Below are 15,729 nucleotides of genomic sequence, written 5' to 3' on the forward strand. Positions count from 1 at the left end.
CAAATGGGCGCCTATATCCTCAGACGCATGTTGCTGATGGTCCCCACGCTCTTGGGGATCATGGTGATCAATTTTGCCCTGACGCAATTCGTGCCCGGCGGGCCGGTCGAGCAGGTGATCGCGCAGCTGGAAGGGGATGGCGACGTCTTTGCCGGTATTTCCGGGGGCGGCGGCGATGCGGGCGGTCAGGCACAGATCGAGGGCAGCGATTATCAGGGCGCGCGGGGGCTGCCCCCGCAATTCCTCGACGAGTTGCGCATCCAGTTCAATTTCGCCCGCATCGTCTGCGAGGAGGGCTTTACGGGCACCCCCAACCTGCGGGCCGCGGAATGCGTGGCCGAGGATATTCCCGGCATCGAACGCTTTGGCCTGATGATGTGGGATTACGCGCGCTTTGACTTCGGGCAGAGCTATTTCCGTTCGATCTCGGTCATCGATCTGGTGATCGAGAAACTGCCGGTATCGATCTCGCTGGGGCTATGGTCGACGCTGATCGCCTATATCGTCTCGATCCCGCTGGGCATCGCCAAGGCCACCCGAGACGGGTCGAAATTCGACACATGGACCAGCGGCATCATCATCGTGGCCTATGCGATCCCCGGCTTCCTTTTTGCTATCTTGCTTCTGGTCGTGTTCGCGGGGGGGCGGTATTTCCAGATTTTCCCGTTGCGTGGCCTGACGTCCGATGGATTCGATGACATGACGCTCATCCAGCAGATCGGGGATTACTTCTGGCACATCACGCTGCCAGTGCTGGCCTCCACCATCTCGGCCTTTGCCACGCTGACGCTGCTGACCAAGAATTCCTTTCTTGACGAGATCAAGAAGCAATACGTGATGACCGCGCGGGCCAAGGGGCTTGCGGAGACCCGCGTGCTTTACGGCCATGTGTTCCGAAACGCGATGCTGATCGTCATCGCGGGGTTTCCGGCGGTCTTTGTGGGCGTGTTCTTCGGCGGGTCGCTGATCATCGAGACGATCTTTTCGCTCGACGGTCTGGGGCGGTTGGCGTTTGAGGCGGCTGTCAGCCGCGATTATCCGGTGATCTTCGGCACGCTCTTTGTCTTTGGCCTGATCGGGCTCTTTGTGAACATCTTGTCGGATCTGATGTATGTCTGGATCGACCCCCGCATCGATTTCGAGACGCGGGAGACCTGAGATGGCCCTGCCCGACGATTACCCCCGCGGCCCGGACCCGGCACGCCCCCGGATCGACCCCGAACCGGGGTTGCGGCCGACGCCGCCCGGTCCGCTGCCGCCCGTGCGGCAGGGGTGGCTGTCACCGCTGAACCGGCGGAGGTGGCAGAATTTCAAAGCCAACCGCCGGGCCTACTGGTCGCTGTGGATCTTTGCAGTGCTTTACGGGCTGAGCCTGTTGGCGGAATTCATCGCCAATGACCGCCCGATTATGGTGCAGTATCGCGGTGCGTACTATACCCCGATCTTCAACTTCTACCCCGAGACCGAGTTCGGCGGCGATTTCCGGACCGAGGCCGTCTACCGCGATATCGAGGTGCAATGCCTCATTATTTCGGGGGGCTTGGGCGAATGCTGGGATGACCCCGAGGGCGTGATCGAGGCGGTCGAGACAACGGGCGTCTTCAACGGTGAGGCGGTGGAACAGGGCTGGCTTTTGTGGCCGCTGATTCCGTACAGCTACAACACGGTGAATGATCTGGGCCGGTCGGCACCGTCGCCACCCGATGCGAAGCATTGGCTGGGCACGGATGACACCGCGCGCGATGTGCTGGCGCGCGTGATCTACGGCTTCCGCCTGTCGGTCAGTTTCGCGCTGATCGTGACCTTTCTCACCTCGGTCATCGGGATCGCGGCGGGGGCGGCGCAGGGGTTTTATGGTGGCTGGCTCGACCTGATCTTCCAGCGGGTGATCGAGATCTGGAATTCGACGCCCAGCCTTTACATCATCATCATCATCTCGGCCATTTTCGTGATGGATTTCTGGCTGCTGGTGTTCTTGATGGTCCTGTTCGGCTGGACGGGGCTTGTGGGCGTGGTGCGGGCGGAATTCCTGCGCGCGCGGAATTTCGAATATGTCCGCGCGGCCCGTGCGCTGGGCGTGTCGAATGGCAAGATCATGTTCCGCCATGTGCTGCCCAATGCGATGGTCGCCACGCTGACCTTTTTGCCCTTCATCGTCACGGGCACGATCGGGGGGCTGGCATCGCTCGATTTTCTGGGCTTCGGGCTGCCGTCCTCGGCGCCGTCGCTGGGGGAAATGACGCTTCAGGCCAAGAACAACCTGCAAGCGACATGGCTGGGCTTCACTGCGTTTTTCGCCTTTGCGATCATGCTGTCGCTTCTGGTTTTCATCTTCGAGGGCGTGCGCGATGCCTTCGACCCGCGAAAGACCTTTCGATGAGGGTTCTTGAGGTCAGGGATCTGTCGGTCCGCTTTGGCCCGACGCATGCGGTGCGCGGCGTGTCGTTTCATGTCGACAAAGGCGAGACGGTCGCGCTGGTCGGCGAAAGCGGGTCGGGCAAGTCGGTGACGGCGCTGTCGACCGTGTCGCTGGTGCCCGGCGCGACCGAGATCACGGGGTCGGTGAAATATGCGGGCCAAGAGATGGTGGGCGCTGACGAGGGCACGCTGCGCCGCATCCGGGGCAATGACATCAGCTTCATCTTTCAGGAGCCGATGACATCGCTGAACCCGCTGCACACGCTGGAAAAGCAGATCACGGAAAGCCTGATGCTGCATCAGGACTTGCGCGGGGCAGCCGCACGGGCCCGCGTGATCGAATTGCTCCACAAGGTCGGCATTCGCGACCCCGAAGACCGGCTGGGTGCCTATCCGCACCAATTGTCGGGCGGGCAGCGGCAGCGCGTGATGATCGCCATGGCGCTGGCCAATGGCCCCGACCTGCTGGTGGCCGATGAACCGACAACGGCGCTCGATGTCACCATTCAGGCGCAGATCCTCGATCTGCTTGCCGATCTGAAACGCGACATGGGGATGAGCCTTTTGTTCATCACCCATGACCTGACCATTGTGCGGCGGATCGCCGACCGGGTCTGCGTGATGCAGGGCGGCGAGATCGTGGAACAGGGCCGGACGGAGGAGATTTTCGCCAACCCGCGCCACCCCTATACGCGCAAGCTCCTCGCGGCAGAATCGACGGGGGGGCCCGATCCGGTCGCGCCCGACGCGCCCGAGATCGTGGCGACGGACAACCTGCGCGTCTGGTTCCCGATCCAGCGCGGTCTGATGCGGCGCACGGTGGGGCATATCAAGGCGGTCAATGCCGCCACGCTCAGCGTGCGGGCGGGCGAGACTGTGGGGATCGTGGGCGAAAGCGGGTCGGGCAAGACGACGCTGGCCTTGGCCATCATGCGGCTGATCGGGTCCGAGGGGCCGGTGGTCTTCATGGGGCGCGACGTGCAGGGGCTGCATTCGCGCGAGCTGCGCCCGATCCGGCGCGACATGCAGATCGTGTTTCAGGACCCGTTCGGCAGCCTGAGCCCGCGGATGACGATCGAACAGATCGTGGCCGAGGGGTTGGAGGTGCATGGCGTGGGCCGTGAGGACCGGCGCGCGCAAGTGGCAGCCATTCTGGGGGAGGTGGGGCTCGACCCTGCGATGATGGACCGCTACCCGCACGAGTTTTCGGGCGGCCAGCGGCAGCGCATCGCAATTGCGCGGGCGATGATCCTGCGCCCCAAGCTGGTGGTGCTGGACGAGCCGACATCGGCGCTTGATATGACGGTGCAGGTGCAGATCGTGGAATTGTTGCGCGCGCTGCAGCGCAAGAACGCCATTGCCTACCTGTTTATAAGCCACGACCTGAAGGTCGTGCGCGCGCTGAGCCACAAGGTGATCGTGATGAAGAACGGCGATGTGGTGGAAACCGGCGAGGCCGAGGCGCTGTTTGCCGCGCCCAAGCATGCCTATACGCGCGCCCTGCTGAAAGCGGCCTTTGGCGAGGTCGGGGCGGCCTGAAGCCGCCCGGAGCCGTCGTCAGATCGCCGAGGAATGGCCCTCGGCGCGCATCTCGTATTCGTCGAAGCCGCGCGCGATCATGCGGGCCAATGGCCGACCTTCGGTCAGGATCTCGAAACTGTCCGTGCCGGTGCGGGTCACGCCGGGAAACTGGTCTGCGACCTTGCGTTCCAGCGCGGCCAGCTCGATCTCGGAGATGTCGAAGTCACGCCGGATCTCGGCGTTGTCGATGCGGAACTCGCACATCAACATCTCGATCAGACGGGAACGCAGGCGGTCCTGCCCCTTGAAGGCGTGGCCGCGCCCGGTGGCCAGTTCGCCCGCGCGCACCGATTTCTGGTAGGTGGCGGTGGAGCTGGCATTCTGCGCATAGCCTTGCGGAAAGCGCGAGATGGCGGATGCGCCAAGGCCGATCAGCACCTCGCAGGTGTCATCGGTATAGCCCTGGAAATTGCGCCGCAGGTGCCCGGTGCGGGCGGCAACCGCCATGCTGTCCTCGGGTCTGGCGAAATGGTCGATGCCGATTTCCTGATACTGGTCCCACAAGAACAGGCGGCGCGCGGTCTCGAACAGGTGGAGGCGCGCCTCGGGCGTGGGCAGCGCCTCGGTCGGGATCATCGCCTGACGCTTGGCCATCCAGGGCACATGGGCATAGCCGTAGAGCGCGACCCGGTCGGGCACGAGTGACAGCAGCATCTGCACCGAATCGGTGATCTTTTCCTGGCTCTGATTGGGAAGGCCGAACAAGATGTCGGCATTCAGCGAATGGATGCCTGCGCGGCGCAACGCCTCGACCGCGTCGCGCGTGACCTCATAGCTTTGCAGGCGGCCGATGATCTGCTGGATGTCTGGGTCGAAATCCTGCACCCCGATCGAGGCGCGGTTCATGCCGGCGGCGGCCAGCGCGTCGATGCGGGCGGAGTCGATCTCGTTGGGGTCAACCTCGACCGAAAACTCGACATCTTGGGTGAAGGTGAAAGCCGCGCGCAGATGCGCCGACAGGTCCGTCATCATCGCAGCCGACAGAAGCGTGGGCGTTCCGCCGCCCCAGTGCAGGCGGGCGACCTCGACCCCTTCGGGCAGAAGGCGGCCCATCGTGGCAATCTCTTGTTTCAGCGTGTCGACATAGGCCTGAACCGGCGTGTCGGACTGGACGCCCTGCGTGCGGCAGGCGCAGAACCAGCACAACCTGCGGCAGAACGGCACATGCAGGTAGAGCGATATTCGCGCGCCGGGCGGGATGTCGCGCAGCCAGTCCAGAAAAACGGGGCCGTCCACGTCATTGGAGAATTTCGTGGCGGGCGGATAGCTGGTGTAGCGCGGGACTTTCGCGTCGAAAAGGCCGAGCCGGCGAAGTTGATTGACGTGTTCCATTGTTGTAACGTTCAAATCGAAACGCGCCGTTTGTCCTTGATCTGGATCAAGCGAGCCCCGTTGCCGACAGGCAGAAGGGACACATCCATGGCACAACGTCAGGTTGCATTTCCGCAGGTCGACTGCGCTGAATGCCCGATCCGTCACCGCGCCGTTTGTGCGCGCTGCGAGAGTGACGAGTTGGAGCATCTGGAGGCGATCAAGTATTATCGCAACTACGAGGCCGGGCAGACGATCGTCTGGGCGGGCGACAAGATGGATTTCGTGGCCTCGGTCGTGCATGGGGTGGCGGCGCTGACCCAGACGATGGAGGATGGCCGCCGTCAGATGGTGGGCCTGTTGTTGCCGTCCGATTTCCTCGGACGCCCGAATCGGGATCGGGCGTCCTATGACGTGACGGCGACCACCGATCTGCAACTGTGCTGTTTCCGCCGGGCGCCGTTTCAGGAGCTGTTGTCGAACACACCTCATGTCGCGCAGCGGCTCTTGGAGATGACGCTGGACGAACTGGATGCGGCGCGGGAATGGATGCTGCTTCTGGGTCGCAAGACCGCGCGCGAGAAGATCGCGAGCTTCCTGTCGATCATCGCGCGGCGCGATGCGACGATAAATCCGAAGACTCGCTCGGGCGAGCTGGCCTTTGACCTGCCGCTGACGCGCGAGGCGATGGCCGATTACCTTGGCCTGACGCTGGAGACCGTAAGCCGCCAGATGTCGAGCCTGAAGAAGGACGGGGTGATCGTGCTGGAGGGCAAGCGCCACATCGTGATCCCCGATTTTGACGCGCTGCTGAGCGAGACGGGCGACGATTCGGACGGCGGCGTGTATTGAGCCGAGACTGTCGGGTGCGCCTGACGGCGCACCGCACCAAAGCTGGATAAGCGCCGCGCTCAATGCGCCATGAAGACCGGCACCGTTGCATGCTCCAACATGTTGCGCGTGGCCCCGCCCAATATCGCCTCGCGGAAGCGCGAATGGCCGTAGGCGCCCATCACAAGCATGTCGGCGGCGATGTCGTCGACATGGCGGGCGATGACCTCGGACACCCGCGAAAGCGTCTGGGCAAGGATCGTCACCTCGACCTTCACGCCATGGCGGCTGAGCATCCGTGACAGTTCCGCGCCTGGGTCCGACGCATCGGACGCGTGCCGTTCGGGGGCGACGATGCAGATGCTGACCATGTCGGCGGATTTGAGCAGGGGCAGGGCCCGGCGGACCGCCGTCATGGCCTCGGCGGACTCGTTCCACGCGACGACCACCTTTTGCGGGGTGGCGGTCAGGGGCACGCCATCGGCCAGAACAAGCACGGGGGCCTGTCCCTGAAACATCGCAGACTCGACGACGACGGGCGCATCGGAATAGCGGCCCGGGCCATAGGGTTTGGGCAAGATCACCAGATCGGCAAAGCGCGCCCGGCGCGCGACCAGCCCGGTGACCGAGGCCGATTGCGCCACCAAAGCGTCAACGCCCCAAGTCAGGTCGTGCCGCCCCAGTTCGCTGCGGGCGGCGGCCTCGATTGCGGCGGCCTCGGCCTGGGCTTGGGCGATGGTCTCGTCATGCATGAGCGCGGTAGCACCCGCGAAGTAATAGCCGGTCTGGGTGCGGTCTATGCCAAGACACAACACATCGAGATGGGCCCCCGCCTCGGCGGCCAGCGGGATCGCGGCACCCAGCACCTCGGCAACCTCGGCGGGGTCGGTCAGGATCGTGAGCATGGATTTGTAGGACATGGCATCCTCCCTCGGTTTGGGGTGTCGCCGATACCTACGCTTGGACAGGACGCCGCACCTTGACCTGCATCAACCATCGCCAAGCGTTGCATTTGACATGGATCAAGGCCCCGTCGCCTCCCTTCGACGATGTGGGGACAGATGGAACAGCTCCGGACGGCTTTCGAGTCGGAACCGGGGCAGGACGAAGGGACGATCAATGCTTGATTATGTGAAGCTCCTGATCCTCGGGCTGGTCGCGGTCTGTGCCGCGATCGCGGCCAATTACGCGCGGGACGCGGCCTATCTGGTCCATGCGCTGCTGATCATGAGCGCTGCGGCCATCACGTTTGTCTACGTGCTGCGCCGCACCGGGGAGCCGAAGCTGGCCACGCCCCAGAACGAATACATGGACGGCCCGGTGCGCGCGGCCGCCATCGCCACGGTCTTCTGGGGCATCGTGGGCTTTCTGGCCGGCACATTCATCGCCTTTCAGCTGGCCTATCCTGTGCTCAATTTCCAATGGGCGGACGGATATCTCAACTTCGGCCGGTTGCGCCCGCTTCACACATCGGCGGTGATCTTCGCCTTTGGCGGCAACGCGCTGTTGGCGGCCAGCTTCTATATCGTGCAACGCACCTCGGCAGCACGGCTATGGGGCGGGGGCCTCGCATGGTTCGTGTTCTGGGGCTACCAGCTGTTCATCCTCATGGCCGCGACCGGCTATCTGCTGGGATCGACGCAAGGGCAGGAATATGCCGAACCCGAGTGGCTGACCGATCTGTGGCTGACCATCGTCTGGGTTGGGTTCCTTGCGCTCTACATGGGCACGTTGATGAAGCGGAAAGAGCCGCACATCTACGTCGCCAACTGGTTCTTGCTGTCCTTCATCGTCACCGTGGCGATGCTGCATGTGGTCAACAACCTGCAGATCCCGGTGTCGTTCTTTGGCTCGCGGTCGGTCACGGTCATGTCGGGCGTGCAGAACGCCATGACGCAGTGGTGGTATGGCCACAACGCGGTGGGCTTCTTCCTGACCGCCGGTTTCCTGGGCATGATGTATTACTTCATTCCCAAGCAGGCCGAACGCCCGGTCTACAGCTACAAGCTGTCGATCATCCACTTCTGGGCGCTGATCTTCCTCTATATCTGGGCAGGTCCGCACCATCTGCACTACACGGCACTACCCGACTGGGCCTCGACGCTCGGCATGGTGTTCTCGATCGTGCTGTGGATGCCCTCGTGGGGCGGCATGATCAACGGCCTGATGACGCTGTCGGGGGCATGGGACAAGCTGCGGACCGATCCGGTCTTGCGGATGATGGTCACCTCGGTCGCCTTCTACGGCATGTCGACCTTCGAGGGGCCGATGATGTCGATCCGCGCGGTCAACAGCCTGTCGCATTACACTGACTGGACCATCGGGCACGTCCATTCCGGCGCCTTGGGCTGGAACGGGATGATCACCTTCGGGATGCTCTACTACCTGTTTCCGAAATTGTGGAACAAGCAGCGCCTCTATTCCTTGCGCGCCGTCAGCTGGCACTACTGGTTGGCCACGATCGGCATCGTTCTTTACGCCTCGTCGATGTGGGTGACCGGGATCATGGAAGGCCTGATGTGGCGTGAGGTCGACGATCAGGGTTTCCTCGTGAACTCCTTCGCCGACACCGTCGCCGCCAAGTTCCCGATGTATGTGGTCCGGGGTCTGGGTGGGGTGCTTTACCTGGCCGGTGGTCTGATCATGGCGTGGAACCTCTACATGACTGTCCGCAAGGGTGTCGTCCGTCGCGACGCCCCTGCCGCAGCCCCTGCAGAATAAGGAGGGCCTGACCATGGCACTTGAAGGCCACGCAAAGATCGAGAAGAACGCAACCCTTCTGCTGACGCTCAGTTTTCTGGTCGTCGCGGTAGGGGGGATCGTGGAGATCGCGCCGCTTTTCTACCTCGAGAACACGATCGAGGACGTCGACGGGATGCGCCCCTATTCGCCGCTGGAACTGGCGGGACGTGAAATCTACATCCGCGAGGGCTGCTACGTCTGTCACAGCCAGATGATCCGCCCGATGCGCGACGAGGTGGAACGCTACGGCCACTACAGCCTTGCGGCCGAAAGCCAGTATGATCACCCGTTCCAGTGGGGGTCCAAGCGCACCGGGCCCGATCTGGCCCGCGTGGGCGGGCGGTATTCCGACGAATGGCATGTCGACCATTTCACGGACCCCCAGTCTGTGGTCCCGGAATCGGTGATGCCGGCTTATGCCTTCCTGGCCGATAACGTGCTGCAACCCACCTACATCGGCGACCTGATGCGCACGCACCGCATGGTGGGGGTGCCCTATACCGACGAGATGATCGAGATGGCGCAGCTGGATTTCATCCAGCAGGCGACCGATTTCGGCGATCCCGGCGTCGTGGAACGCTACCCCGGCGCGCAGCAGCGCGATTTCGACGGGCAGCCCGAGGTGACCGAGATGGATGCGCTGATCGCCTACATGCAGATGCTGGGCACGCTGGTCGATTTCTCGACTTTCACGCCCGACGAAAGCCGCTGAGGGAGGGACAGGCACATGGAAGACACCTACACCATCTTGCAGGTCATCGCGCGCAGTTGGGGGGCGATGTTCATGCTCCTCGTGTTTCTGGGGGTGATCTTGTTCACCTTGCGTCCTGGCAGCCGTTCGGTTCACCGCGACATCGCCAACATCCCCTTCCGCCATGATGATCGTCCGGCCAGCGACGACGACGCGCAGGCCCAGACCCAGCCCTTCAAGGAGGCGCGGCAATGAGCGACCACAACACGCCCCATCCCGAGGAGCAGAAGCTGCAGCCGGGCGATCCCGACACCACAGGCCATGTCTGGGACGGGATCAAGGAGTTCAACAACCCGCTCCCGCGCTGGTGGCTCTGGACCTTCTACGCGACCATCGTCTGGGGAATCGCCTATACGGTGATGTACCCGGCCTGGCCGCTGATCAATGGCGCTACACCCGGCATTTTGGGGTACTCGACCCGCGCGAATGTGGCCGAGGACATCGAGCGGTTCGACGCGATGAATGCCGACATCCGCACCCGGCTCACCGAGGTGGAACTGGCGGCCATCACCCCTGTCGACAACCCCGATCTCTACAATTACGCGATCCAGGGCGGGGCCGCGATCTATGCCACCTGGTGTTCGCAATGCCACGGTTCCGGGGCCGCGGGCGTGCAGGCGGCAGGGTATCCGAACCTGCTGGACGATGACTGGCTCTGGGGTGGCACGATCGACGACATCCACCTGACGATCAGCCACGGCATCCGCAACGAGGATGATCCCGACGCCCGCTATTCCGAGATGACCGCCTTCGACGACATCTTGTCGGACGAGGAGATCGCCGCGGTGGTGCAATATGTCCGCAACATGTCCGGGCAGGAGGCTGATGTCAGTCTCGCCGCGGCGGGCGAGAGCGTCTACCTCGACAATTGTGCGGCCTGCCACATGGATGACGGCACCGGCGACCGGTTTCTTGGCGCGCCCAACCTGACCGATGCGATCTGGCTTTATGGCGGGTCGGAAGCGGCGATCGAACACACGGTCCGGTATTCGCGCTTTGGCGTCATGCCGCCGTGGTCGGCGGATGCTTCGAGCGCCGGACGTCTGTCGGAAGATCAGATCCGCGCCGTTGCGGTCTACGTTCACTCTCTGGGCGGCGGCGAATAAGTCAGCCCAGACAAAGGGTTCCGTCAACCCCTCCCGGTTGGCGGAACGGCACCGGTCCCGGTCCTGTTCGCGCGTTTCCTACGGGACCGGTGCCACACCATCAGCCGCCCCGCCGCCCGAAAAAGGGGCGCGCGGGGCGGACTTCGGTCACACGGGGCGAAAAACAGGATCCGCCACGGAATAGCCGGAAACCTGCCCATGCAAAGCCGCGATCCGGCGGCAGGGTCTGACCCCAGACGGCGCCGACAACGGGGGCCGGGCTGTGCAGGAGTACCCGCCATGAGTAAGCCGACGATGCGCGATTTCGCGCGCTTCCTGACCGCAGAGGATGGCGGGATGAGCGTGGAATGGGTCACCATCGCCGCAGCCTGCATGGCCTTGTTGCTGGGCACCTTCGCCATTGTGTCGGGCGGAACCGAAAACCTTGCCACGGATACCGCGCAACTGACGGCCAACATGGATGTGGCCAATGGGTTCATCACGCCGGTTCCCATCACCGCCTCGACCGACATAACGGCTGATTGAGGCTCCGGCTCGGGCCCGGCCAGGGCTGGCGGCCACCCCGAAAAGATTGGCGCGGTCAATTGCCCTGTCGCGGTAGGGTTTGATCCACGTCAAGGTTCCGCCCGGCCCGTCCGCCTAGAAGGAGGGGGCGCAGGACCACGTCTTTCCCGGGAGCCATACCGTCATGAGTGCCACCCCAGAGCCGCAAAAGCTCTATGCTGCGCGTGAACCCGTGTTTCCCAAGCGCGTCTCGGGGCGGTTTCGCGACCTCAAGTGGCTGATCATGCTGGTCACGCTGGGCATCTACTATGTCACGCCGTGGATCCGGTGGGACCGTGGTCCGGAATTGCCCGATCAGGCGGTTTTGCTGGATCTGGCCAACCGGCGGTTCTTTTTCTTCTGGATCGAGATCTGGCCGCATGAATTCTATTTCGTGGCGGGCCTTTTGATCATGGCTGGGCTGGGCTTGTTTCTGTTCACCTCGGCCTTGGGGCGGGTCTGGTGCGGCTATTCCTGCCCTCAGACGGTCTGGACCGACCTGTTCTTTACGGTCGAGCGCTGGATCGAGGGCGACCGCAACGCGCGCCTGCGGCTGTGGAACGCCAAGTGGGATGTCACCAAGTGGCGGCTGAGGGTCACCAAGTGGATCGTCTGGTTGCTGATCGCGGTGGCGACGGGCGGGGCGTGGGTGTTCTATTTCGCTGATGCGCCGACCTTGCTGATGCAGCTTGCCACCGGGCAGGCGGCGATGGTCGCCTATGTCACCATCGCCATCCTGACCGCCACGACATTCGTCTTCGGCGGCTTCATGCGCGAACAGATCTGCATCTACGCCTGTCCCTGGCCACGCATCCAGGCTGCGATGATGGACGAGGACACGATCACGGTCGCCTACCGCGACTGGCGCGGGGAGCCGCGCGGCAAAGGCAAGGATCGTGAGACCCTTGGCGACTGCATCGACTGCTACGCCTGCGTCAATGTCTGCCCGGTGGGCATCGACATCCGCGACGGGCAACAGTTGGAATGCATCACCTGTGCGCTGTGCATCGATGCCTGCGACGACATCATGGCCAAGGTCGGCAAGCCGCGTGGGCTGATCGACTACATGGCCCTGACCGACGAGGCGAACGAACGGTCGGGCAACCCGAAGAAGTCGGTCTGGAAGCACATCTTCCGCCTGCGTACGATCATCTACACCGTCTTGTGGTCCGGCATCGGCGTGGGTCTGACGGTTCTGTTGTTCGTGCGGACCGACATCGACGTGACGGTGGCGCCCGTGCGCAACCCGCAGTTCGTGGTGCTTTCGGACGGGTCGATCCGCAACACCTATGACGTGCGCATCCGCAACATGACCCATGACGAAAGCGCCTTTGCGATCACGCTGGTCTCGGACCGGGAGCTGCAGGTGGAGCTGGAGGGGCAGACGGGCAATACCGTCGATGTGCCGCTGAACAGCACGCATCTGCAACGCGTCTATGTGATTGCGCCCGCGGGCAGCGAGGCCGCCACCACGGAACGGACCGAGTTGCGTCTTTGGGTCGAGGATCTGAGCACCACCACACGCGCCTATCGTGATACCACATTCTTCGGGAGGGAACCGCAATGAGCCATGACACAGACACGGTCGACACGGGCCGCAAGCTGACCGGGAGGCATGTGCTGGCGATCTTCGTCGGCGGCTTCGGCATCATCATAGGGGTCAACCTCTTCATGGCTTACAGCGCCGTGACCACGTTTTCCGGCATGGAGGTGGACAGCAGCTATGCCGACAGCCAGACCTTCGACGACCGCCGCCATGCGCAGGAGGCGCTTGGCTGGACTGCCAGTGTCGAGATCCCCGGCGATGGCACGCTGATCTTGCGTCTGGTCGATGCCGAGGGCCAACCGGTCGCGCCTGCCGAACTGACCGCGCTTCTGACGCGCCCGACGCATCGGCAGGAGGATCAGACCCTTGCGCTGACCCGCGTCAACGGCGCCTTTGTCGCGCCCGCCTCGGTGGGGGACGGGCAGTGGCGCCTGCGCCTGACCGGCAGCGCGCGCGACGGGACCGAATACCGCCACAACATCACCTTTCGCCACTTCAACTAAGGTCCGCACATGACCGCCACCTTCGAGCATGTCCGCCCCTCGGCCTGCCCGGCCTGCAACGCCGCGCCTGCGGCCGAGCATCTGGCTGACCTGCCCTTGGATGCGACGCTGATGCTGTCCTTGCCGGGTATCCATTGCGCGGGCTGTATCTCGGGGGTGGAACGGGCGCTGCTCAAGGTGCCCGGCGTGCGCGAGGCGCGGGTGAACCTGACGCTGCGCCGTGCCGCCGTGCAGGCCGGGCCGGAGGTAACGGCCGAGGCGCTGGCGGAGGTGTTGGAACGCGCGGGCTACGAGGCGCATGAGCTGGACCCTGGGGTGCTGGCCACCACCGCTGCCGACCGCGCGGGGCGCGACCTCTTGATGCGGCTGGCGGTGGCGTTCTTCGCGATGATGAACGTCATGCTCTTGTCGGTCGCCGTCTGGTCTGGCGCTGATGGCGTGACCCGCGACATGATGCACTGGATCAGCGCGGCCATCGCCATTCCCGCCGTGATCTTTTCCGGGCGTCCTTTCTATGTGTCCGCGTGGTCGGCGCTCAGGGCGCGGCGGCTGAACATGGATGTGCCGATCACGCTGGCCATCGCACTGGCGATGGTCACCTCGTCCTACGAGACGATCCATTCCGGGCATCACGCCTATTTCGATGCCGCCGTGATGCTGTGCTTCTTTCTGCTCGCGGGGCGCTATCTGGATCACCGCACCCGCGCCTCGGCCCGGTCGGCGGCGCAGGAGCTGGCCGCGCTGGAGGTGCCGCGCGCCATCCGGCTGGGGGATGCGGGCGAGGAAACGGTGTCGGTGGCCGAGCTTGTCGTGGGCGACGTGGTGCGGGTGAAGCCGGGCGGGCGGGTGCCGGTCGATGGCGTCGTTCTGTCGGGCCAGTCGGAGATCGACCGCAGCCTGATGACAGGCGAAAGCCTGCCCGCTTTTGCCGGGGAGGGAAGCATGGTCAGCGCGGGCGAGGTCAATCTGACCGGCCCCCTGACGGTCGAGGTGACGGCGGCGGGCCGCGACACCGCGCTGCACCGGATCGCCGATCTGGTTGCGGTCGCGGAATCCGGTCGCGCGAATTATCACTCGCTCGCCGATCAGGCGGCCAAGCTTTATGCGCCCTTCGTCCATATTCTGTCGGTTGTCGCGGCCGTTGGCTGGTGGCTGTACACGCAGGACTTGCGCATCGCTCTCAACATCGCGGCCGCTGTCCTGATCATCACCTGCCCCTGTGCGCTGGGCCTTGCCGTGCCTGCCGTGACGACCGCCGCCTCCGGGCGGTTGTTTCGCAAGGGTCTCTTGATCAAGGACGCCACCGCGCTGGAACGGCTGGCCGAGGCCGATACGGTCGTCTTCGACAAGACCGGAACGCTGACGAATGGTGCGCCGACCCCTCTGGATCTGGACGGGCTGCCGGGGGACGCGGGCCGCGTTGCGCTGGCGCTGGCGCAAGGATCGTCGCATCCGCTGGCGGTCAGCCTTGCCAAGGCGCTGGCGGGGCAGGGGCTGCGGCCCGCCCATGTCGAAAGTCTGCGCGAGGTGCCCGGTCACGGGGTGGAGGGCACATGGCAGGGGCAGGTCGTGCGGCTGGGCCGTGCGGCATGGGTCGGGGCCGAGGCCGCAGCCGAGACCGCCACATTCCTCAAGATCGGTGACAGCGCGCCGCTGACGCTGCGCTTTGCCGATACGCTGCGCGAGGGTGCGGCGGATGTCGTTGCCGCGCTGATGGCACAAGGCAAGCGGGTGATCGTGATCTCGGGCGACACGACAGCCGCCGTGACGCGCTTTGCGCGCGACATCGGCATCGAGGAGGTCATCGCCGAGGCGCTGCCGCACGAAAAGGCGGCACTGGTTGCTGATCTGACCGCGCAGGGCGCCAAGGTGCTGATGGTCGGCGACGGGCTGAACGACACTGCCGCGCTGGCCGCCGCCCATGTCTCGATCTCGCCCGCCTCGGCGCTGGATGCGGCGCGCGCGGCCTCGGACATGGTGTTGATGGGGCGCAGCCTTGCGCCCATCGCCGACGCCATCCGCACTGCTGTCTCGGCGCGCAAGCGCATCCGGGAGAATTTCACCATCGCCACCGTCTACAACGTGCTGGCCGTGCCACTGGCCGTCGCGGGCCTGTGTTCGCCCCTGATCGCGGCCTTGGCGATGTCGCTGTCGTCGATTACGGTGTCCCTCAACGCCCTTCGGCTGAAGTGAGGCGCTGATGGACATCCTTGGCCTTTTGATCCCCGTCAGCCTGTTTCTGGGCGCGGTCGGGCTGGTCGCCTTTTGGTGGATGCTGCGCAAGGGCCAGTTCGAAGACCCCGATGGCGACGCGCACCGCATCTTGCGCGACGATTACGACGACAAGCCCAAGTCCTGAGGGGCCCAAGTCCTGAGGGGCCCAAGTCCTGAGGGGCC

The 15,729-nt window shown here is 64.2% G+C and carries 15 protein-coding genes; 13 read left to right on the forward strand and 2 right to left on the reverse strand.

From position 1 onward, the window contains the following. The first annotated feature begins 3 nt into the window (after positions 1-3). The 3 genes from C7455_RS12025 to C7455_RS12035 are packed head-to-tail and all read left to right on the forward strand — an operon-like array spanning position 4 to position 3,957. Complete coding sequence (locus tag C7455_RS12025) at positions 4-1,158, forward strand: microcin C ABC transporter permease YejB (protein WP_109668517.1); 1,155 nt, start codon at positions 4-6, stop codon at positions 1,156-1,158. 1 nt (position 1,159) lies between these two features. Next, positions 1,160-2,380: an ABC transporter permease gene (locus tag C7455_RS12030; protein ID WP_109668519.1), complete on the forward strand. Its 1,221-nt coding sequence runs from the start codon at positions 1,160-1,162 to the stop codon at positions 2,378-2,380. Beyond that, the gene (locus tag C7455_RS12035; protein ID WP_109668521.1) at positions 2,377-3,957 is read left to right on the forward strand and encodes an ABC transporter ATP-binding protein; all 1,581 of its coding nucleotides are present in this window, start codon (positions 2,377-2,379) and stop codon (positions 3,955-3,957) included. The genes C7455_RS12030 and C7455_RS12035 overlap by 4 nt, the downstream gene beginning before the upstream one ends. An 18-nt stretch (positions 3,958-3,975) precedes the next feature. Here the strand turns inward: C7455_RS12035 and hemN are convergent, their stop codons facing one another. After that, positions 3,976-5,331: an oxygen-independent coproporphyrinogen III oxidase gene (gene hemN, locus C7455_RS12040; RefSeq protein WP_109668523.1), complete on the reverse strand. Its 1,356-nt coding sequence runs from the start codon at positions 5,329-5,331 to the stop codon at positions 3,976-3,978. Positions 5,332-5,418: 87 nt separating this feature from the next. On the opposite strand from hemN, the gene fnrL reads away from it, so the two are divergent. Continuing rightward, the gene (gene fnrL, locus C7455_RS12045; protein ID WP_109668524.1) at positions 5,419-6,162 is read left to right on the forward strand and encodes a transcriptional regulator FnrL; all 744 of its coding nucleotides are present in this window, start codon (positions 5,419-5,421) and stop codon (positions 6,160-6,162) included. A gap of 59 nt (positions 6,163-6,221) precedes the next feature. On the opposite strand, the gene C7455_RS12050 is transcribed toward fnrL, so the two are convergent. Further along, positions 6,222-7,061, reverse strand: a complete 840-nt coding sequence (locus tag C7455_RS12050) for a universal stress protein (RefSeq protein ID WP_109668526.1) — start codon at positions 7,059-7,061, stop codon at positions 6,222-6,224. A gap of 199 nt (positions 7,062-7,260) precedes the next feature. Here C7455_RS12050 and ccoN point away from each other — a divergent pair, with 199 nt between their 5' ends. From ccoN to ccoS, 9 genes are all read left to right on the forward strand, one after another. Further along, positions 7,261-8,862 (forward strand): cytochrome-c oxidase, cbb3-type subunit I, encoded by a 1,602-nt coding sequence (gene ccoN / locus C7455_RS12055; RefSeq protein ID WP_109668527.1) that lies wholly within the window; start codon positions 7,261-7,263, stop codon positions 8,860-8,862. Between the two features lie 13 nt (positions 8,863-8,875). Continuing rightward, on the forward strand, positions 8,876-9,595 hold the full coding sequence (ccoO, locus tag C7455_RS12060) for a cytochrome-c oxidase, cbb3-type subunit II (protein ID WP_109668696.1): 720 nt from the start codon (positions 8,876-8,878) through the stop codon (positions 9,593-9,595). A 15-nt stretch (positions 9,596-9,610) separates the two neighbouring features. Continuing rightward, on the forward strand, positions 9,611-9,829 hold the full coding sequence (locus C7455_RS12065; protein WP_109668529.1) for a cbb3-type cytochrome c oxidase subunit 3: 219 nt from the start codon (positions 9,611-9,613) through the stop codon (positions 9,827-9,829). Beyond that, a complete protein-coding gene (ccoP, locus tag C7455_RS12070; protein ID WP_109668531.1) occupies positions 9,826-10,740 on the forward strand; it encodes a cytochrome-c oxidase, cbb3-type subunit III in 915 nt (304 codons plus the stop codon). Before C7455_RS12065 ends, ccoP begins: the two co-directional genes overlap by 4 nt. 279 nt (positions 10,741-11,019) lie before the next feature. After that, positions 11,020-11,265, forward strand: a complete 246-nt coding sequence (locus tag C7455_RS12075) for a hypothetical protein (RefSeq protein WP_146199994.1) — start codon at positions 11,020-11,022, stop codon at positions 11,263-11,265. 163 nt (positions 11,266-11,428) lie between these two features. After that, complete coding sequence (gene ccoG / locus C7455_RS12080; protein WP_109668534.1) at positions 11,429-12,850, forward strand: cytochrome c oxidase accessory protein CcoG; 1,422 nt, start codon at positions 11,429-11,431, stop codon at positions 12,848-12,850. Then, on the forward strand, positions 12,847-13,332 hold the full coding sequence (locus C7455_RS12085; protein ID WP_109668535.1) for a FixH family protein: 486 nt from the start codon (positions 12,847-12,849) through the stop codon (positions 13,330-13,332). The genes ccoG and C7455_RS12085 overlap by 4 nt, the downstream gene beginning before the upstream one ends. A gap of 9 nt (positions 13,333-13,341) precedes the next feature. After that, entirely contained in the window at positions 13,342-15,525 is a 2,184-nt protein-coding gene (locus C7455_RS12090; protein WP_109668537.1) for a heavy metal translocating P-type ATPase, read from the forward strand. 7 nt (positions 15,526-15,532) lie between these two features. Next, positions 15,533-15,691: a cbb3-type cytochrome oxidase assembly protein CcoS gene (gene ccoS / locus C7455_RS12095; RefSeq protein ID WP_109668538.1), complete on the forward strand. Its 159-nt coding sequence runs from the start codon at positions 15,533-15,535 to the stop codon at positions 15,689-15,691. Positions 15,692-15,729: the final 38 nt, after the last annotated feature.

The sequence above is a fragment of the Roseicyclus mahoneyensis genome (genome assembly GCF_003148775.1).
GTDB classification, from domain to species: Bacteria; Pseudomonadota; Alphaproteobacteria; order Rhodobacterales; family Rhodobacteraceae; genus Roseicyclus; species Roseicyclus mahoneyensis.

Excerpts from the sequence above, each read along its gene's own strand:
- C7455_RS12075 (WP_146199994.1), top strand. The coding sequence starts at position 11,020 with ATGAGTAAGCCGACGATGCGCGATTTCGCGCGCTTCCTGACCGCAGAG.
- hemN (WP_109668523.1), bottom strand. The coding sequence starts at position 5,331 with ATGGAACACGTCAATCAACTTCGCCGGCTCGGCCTTTTCGACGCGAAA.
- C7455_RS12025 (WP_109668517.1), top strand. The coding sequence starts at position 4 with ATGGGCGCCTATATCCTCAGACGCATGTTGCTGATGGTCCCCACGCTC.
- ccoP (WP_109668531.1), top strand. The coding sequence starts at position 9,826 with ATGAGCGACCACAACACGCCCCATCCCGAGGAGCAGAAGCTGCAGCCG.
- ccoG (WP_109668534.1), top strand. The coding sequence starts at position 11,429 with ATGAGTGCCACCCCAGAGCCGCAAAAGCTCTATGCTGCGCGTGAACCC.
- C7455_RS12035 (WP_109668521.1), top strand. The coding sequence starts at position 2,377 with ATGAGGGTTCTTGAGGTCAGGGATCTGTCGGTCCGCTTTGGCCCGACG.
- C7455_RS12065 (WP_109668529.1), top strand. The coding sequence starts at position 9,611 with ATGGAAGACACCTACACCATCTTGCAGGTCATCGCGCGCAGTTGGGGG.
- ccoN (WP_109668527.1), top strand. The coding sequence starts at position 7,261 with ATGCTTGATTATGTGAAGCTCCTGATCCTCGGGCTGGTCGCGGTCTGT.
- ccoO (WP_109668696.1), top strand. The coding sequence starts at position 8,876 with ATGGCACTTGAAGGCCACGCAAAGATCGAGAAGAACGCAACCCTTCTG.
- fnrL (WP_109668524.1), top strand. The coding sequence starts at position 5,419 with ATGGCACAACGTCAGGTTGCATTTCCGCAGGTCGACTGCGCTGAATGC.
- C7455_RS12050 (WP_109668526.1), bottom strand. The coding sequence starts at position 7,061 with ATGTCCTACAAATCCATGCTCACGATCCTGACCGACCCCGCCGAGGTT.
- ccoS (WP_109668538.1), top strand. The coding sequence starts at position 15,533 with ATGGACATCCTTGGCCTTTTGATCCCCGTCAGCCTGTTTCTGGGCGCG.
- C7455_RS12085 (WP_109668535.1), top strand. The coding sequence starts at position 12,847 with ATGAGCCATGACACAGACACGGTCGACACGGGCCGCAAGCTGACCGGG.
- C7455_RS12090 (WP_109668537.1), top strand. The coding sequence starts at position 13,342 with ATGACCGCCACCTTCGAGCATGTCCGCCCCTCGGCCTGCCCGGCCTGC.
- C7455_RS12030 (WP_109668519.1), top strand. The coding sequence starts at position 1,160 with ATGGCCCTGCCCGACGATTACCCCCGCGGCCCGGACCCGGCACGCCCC.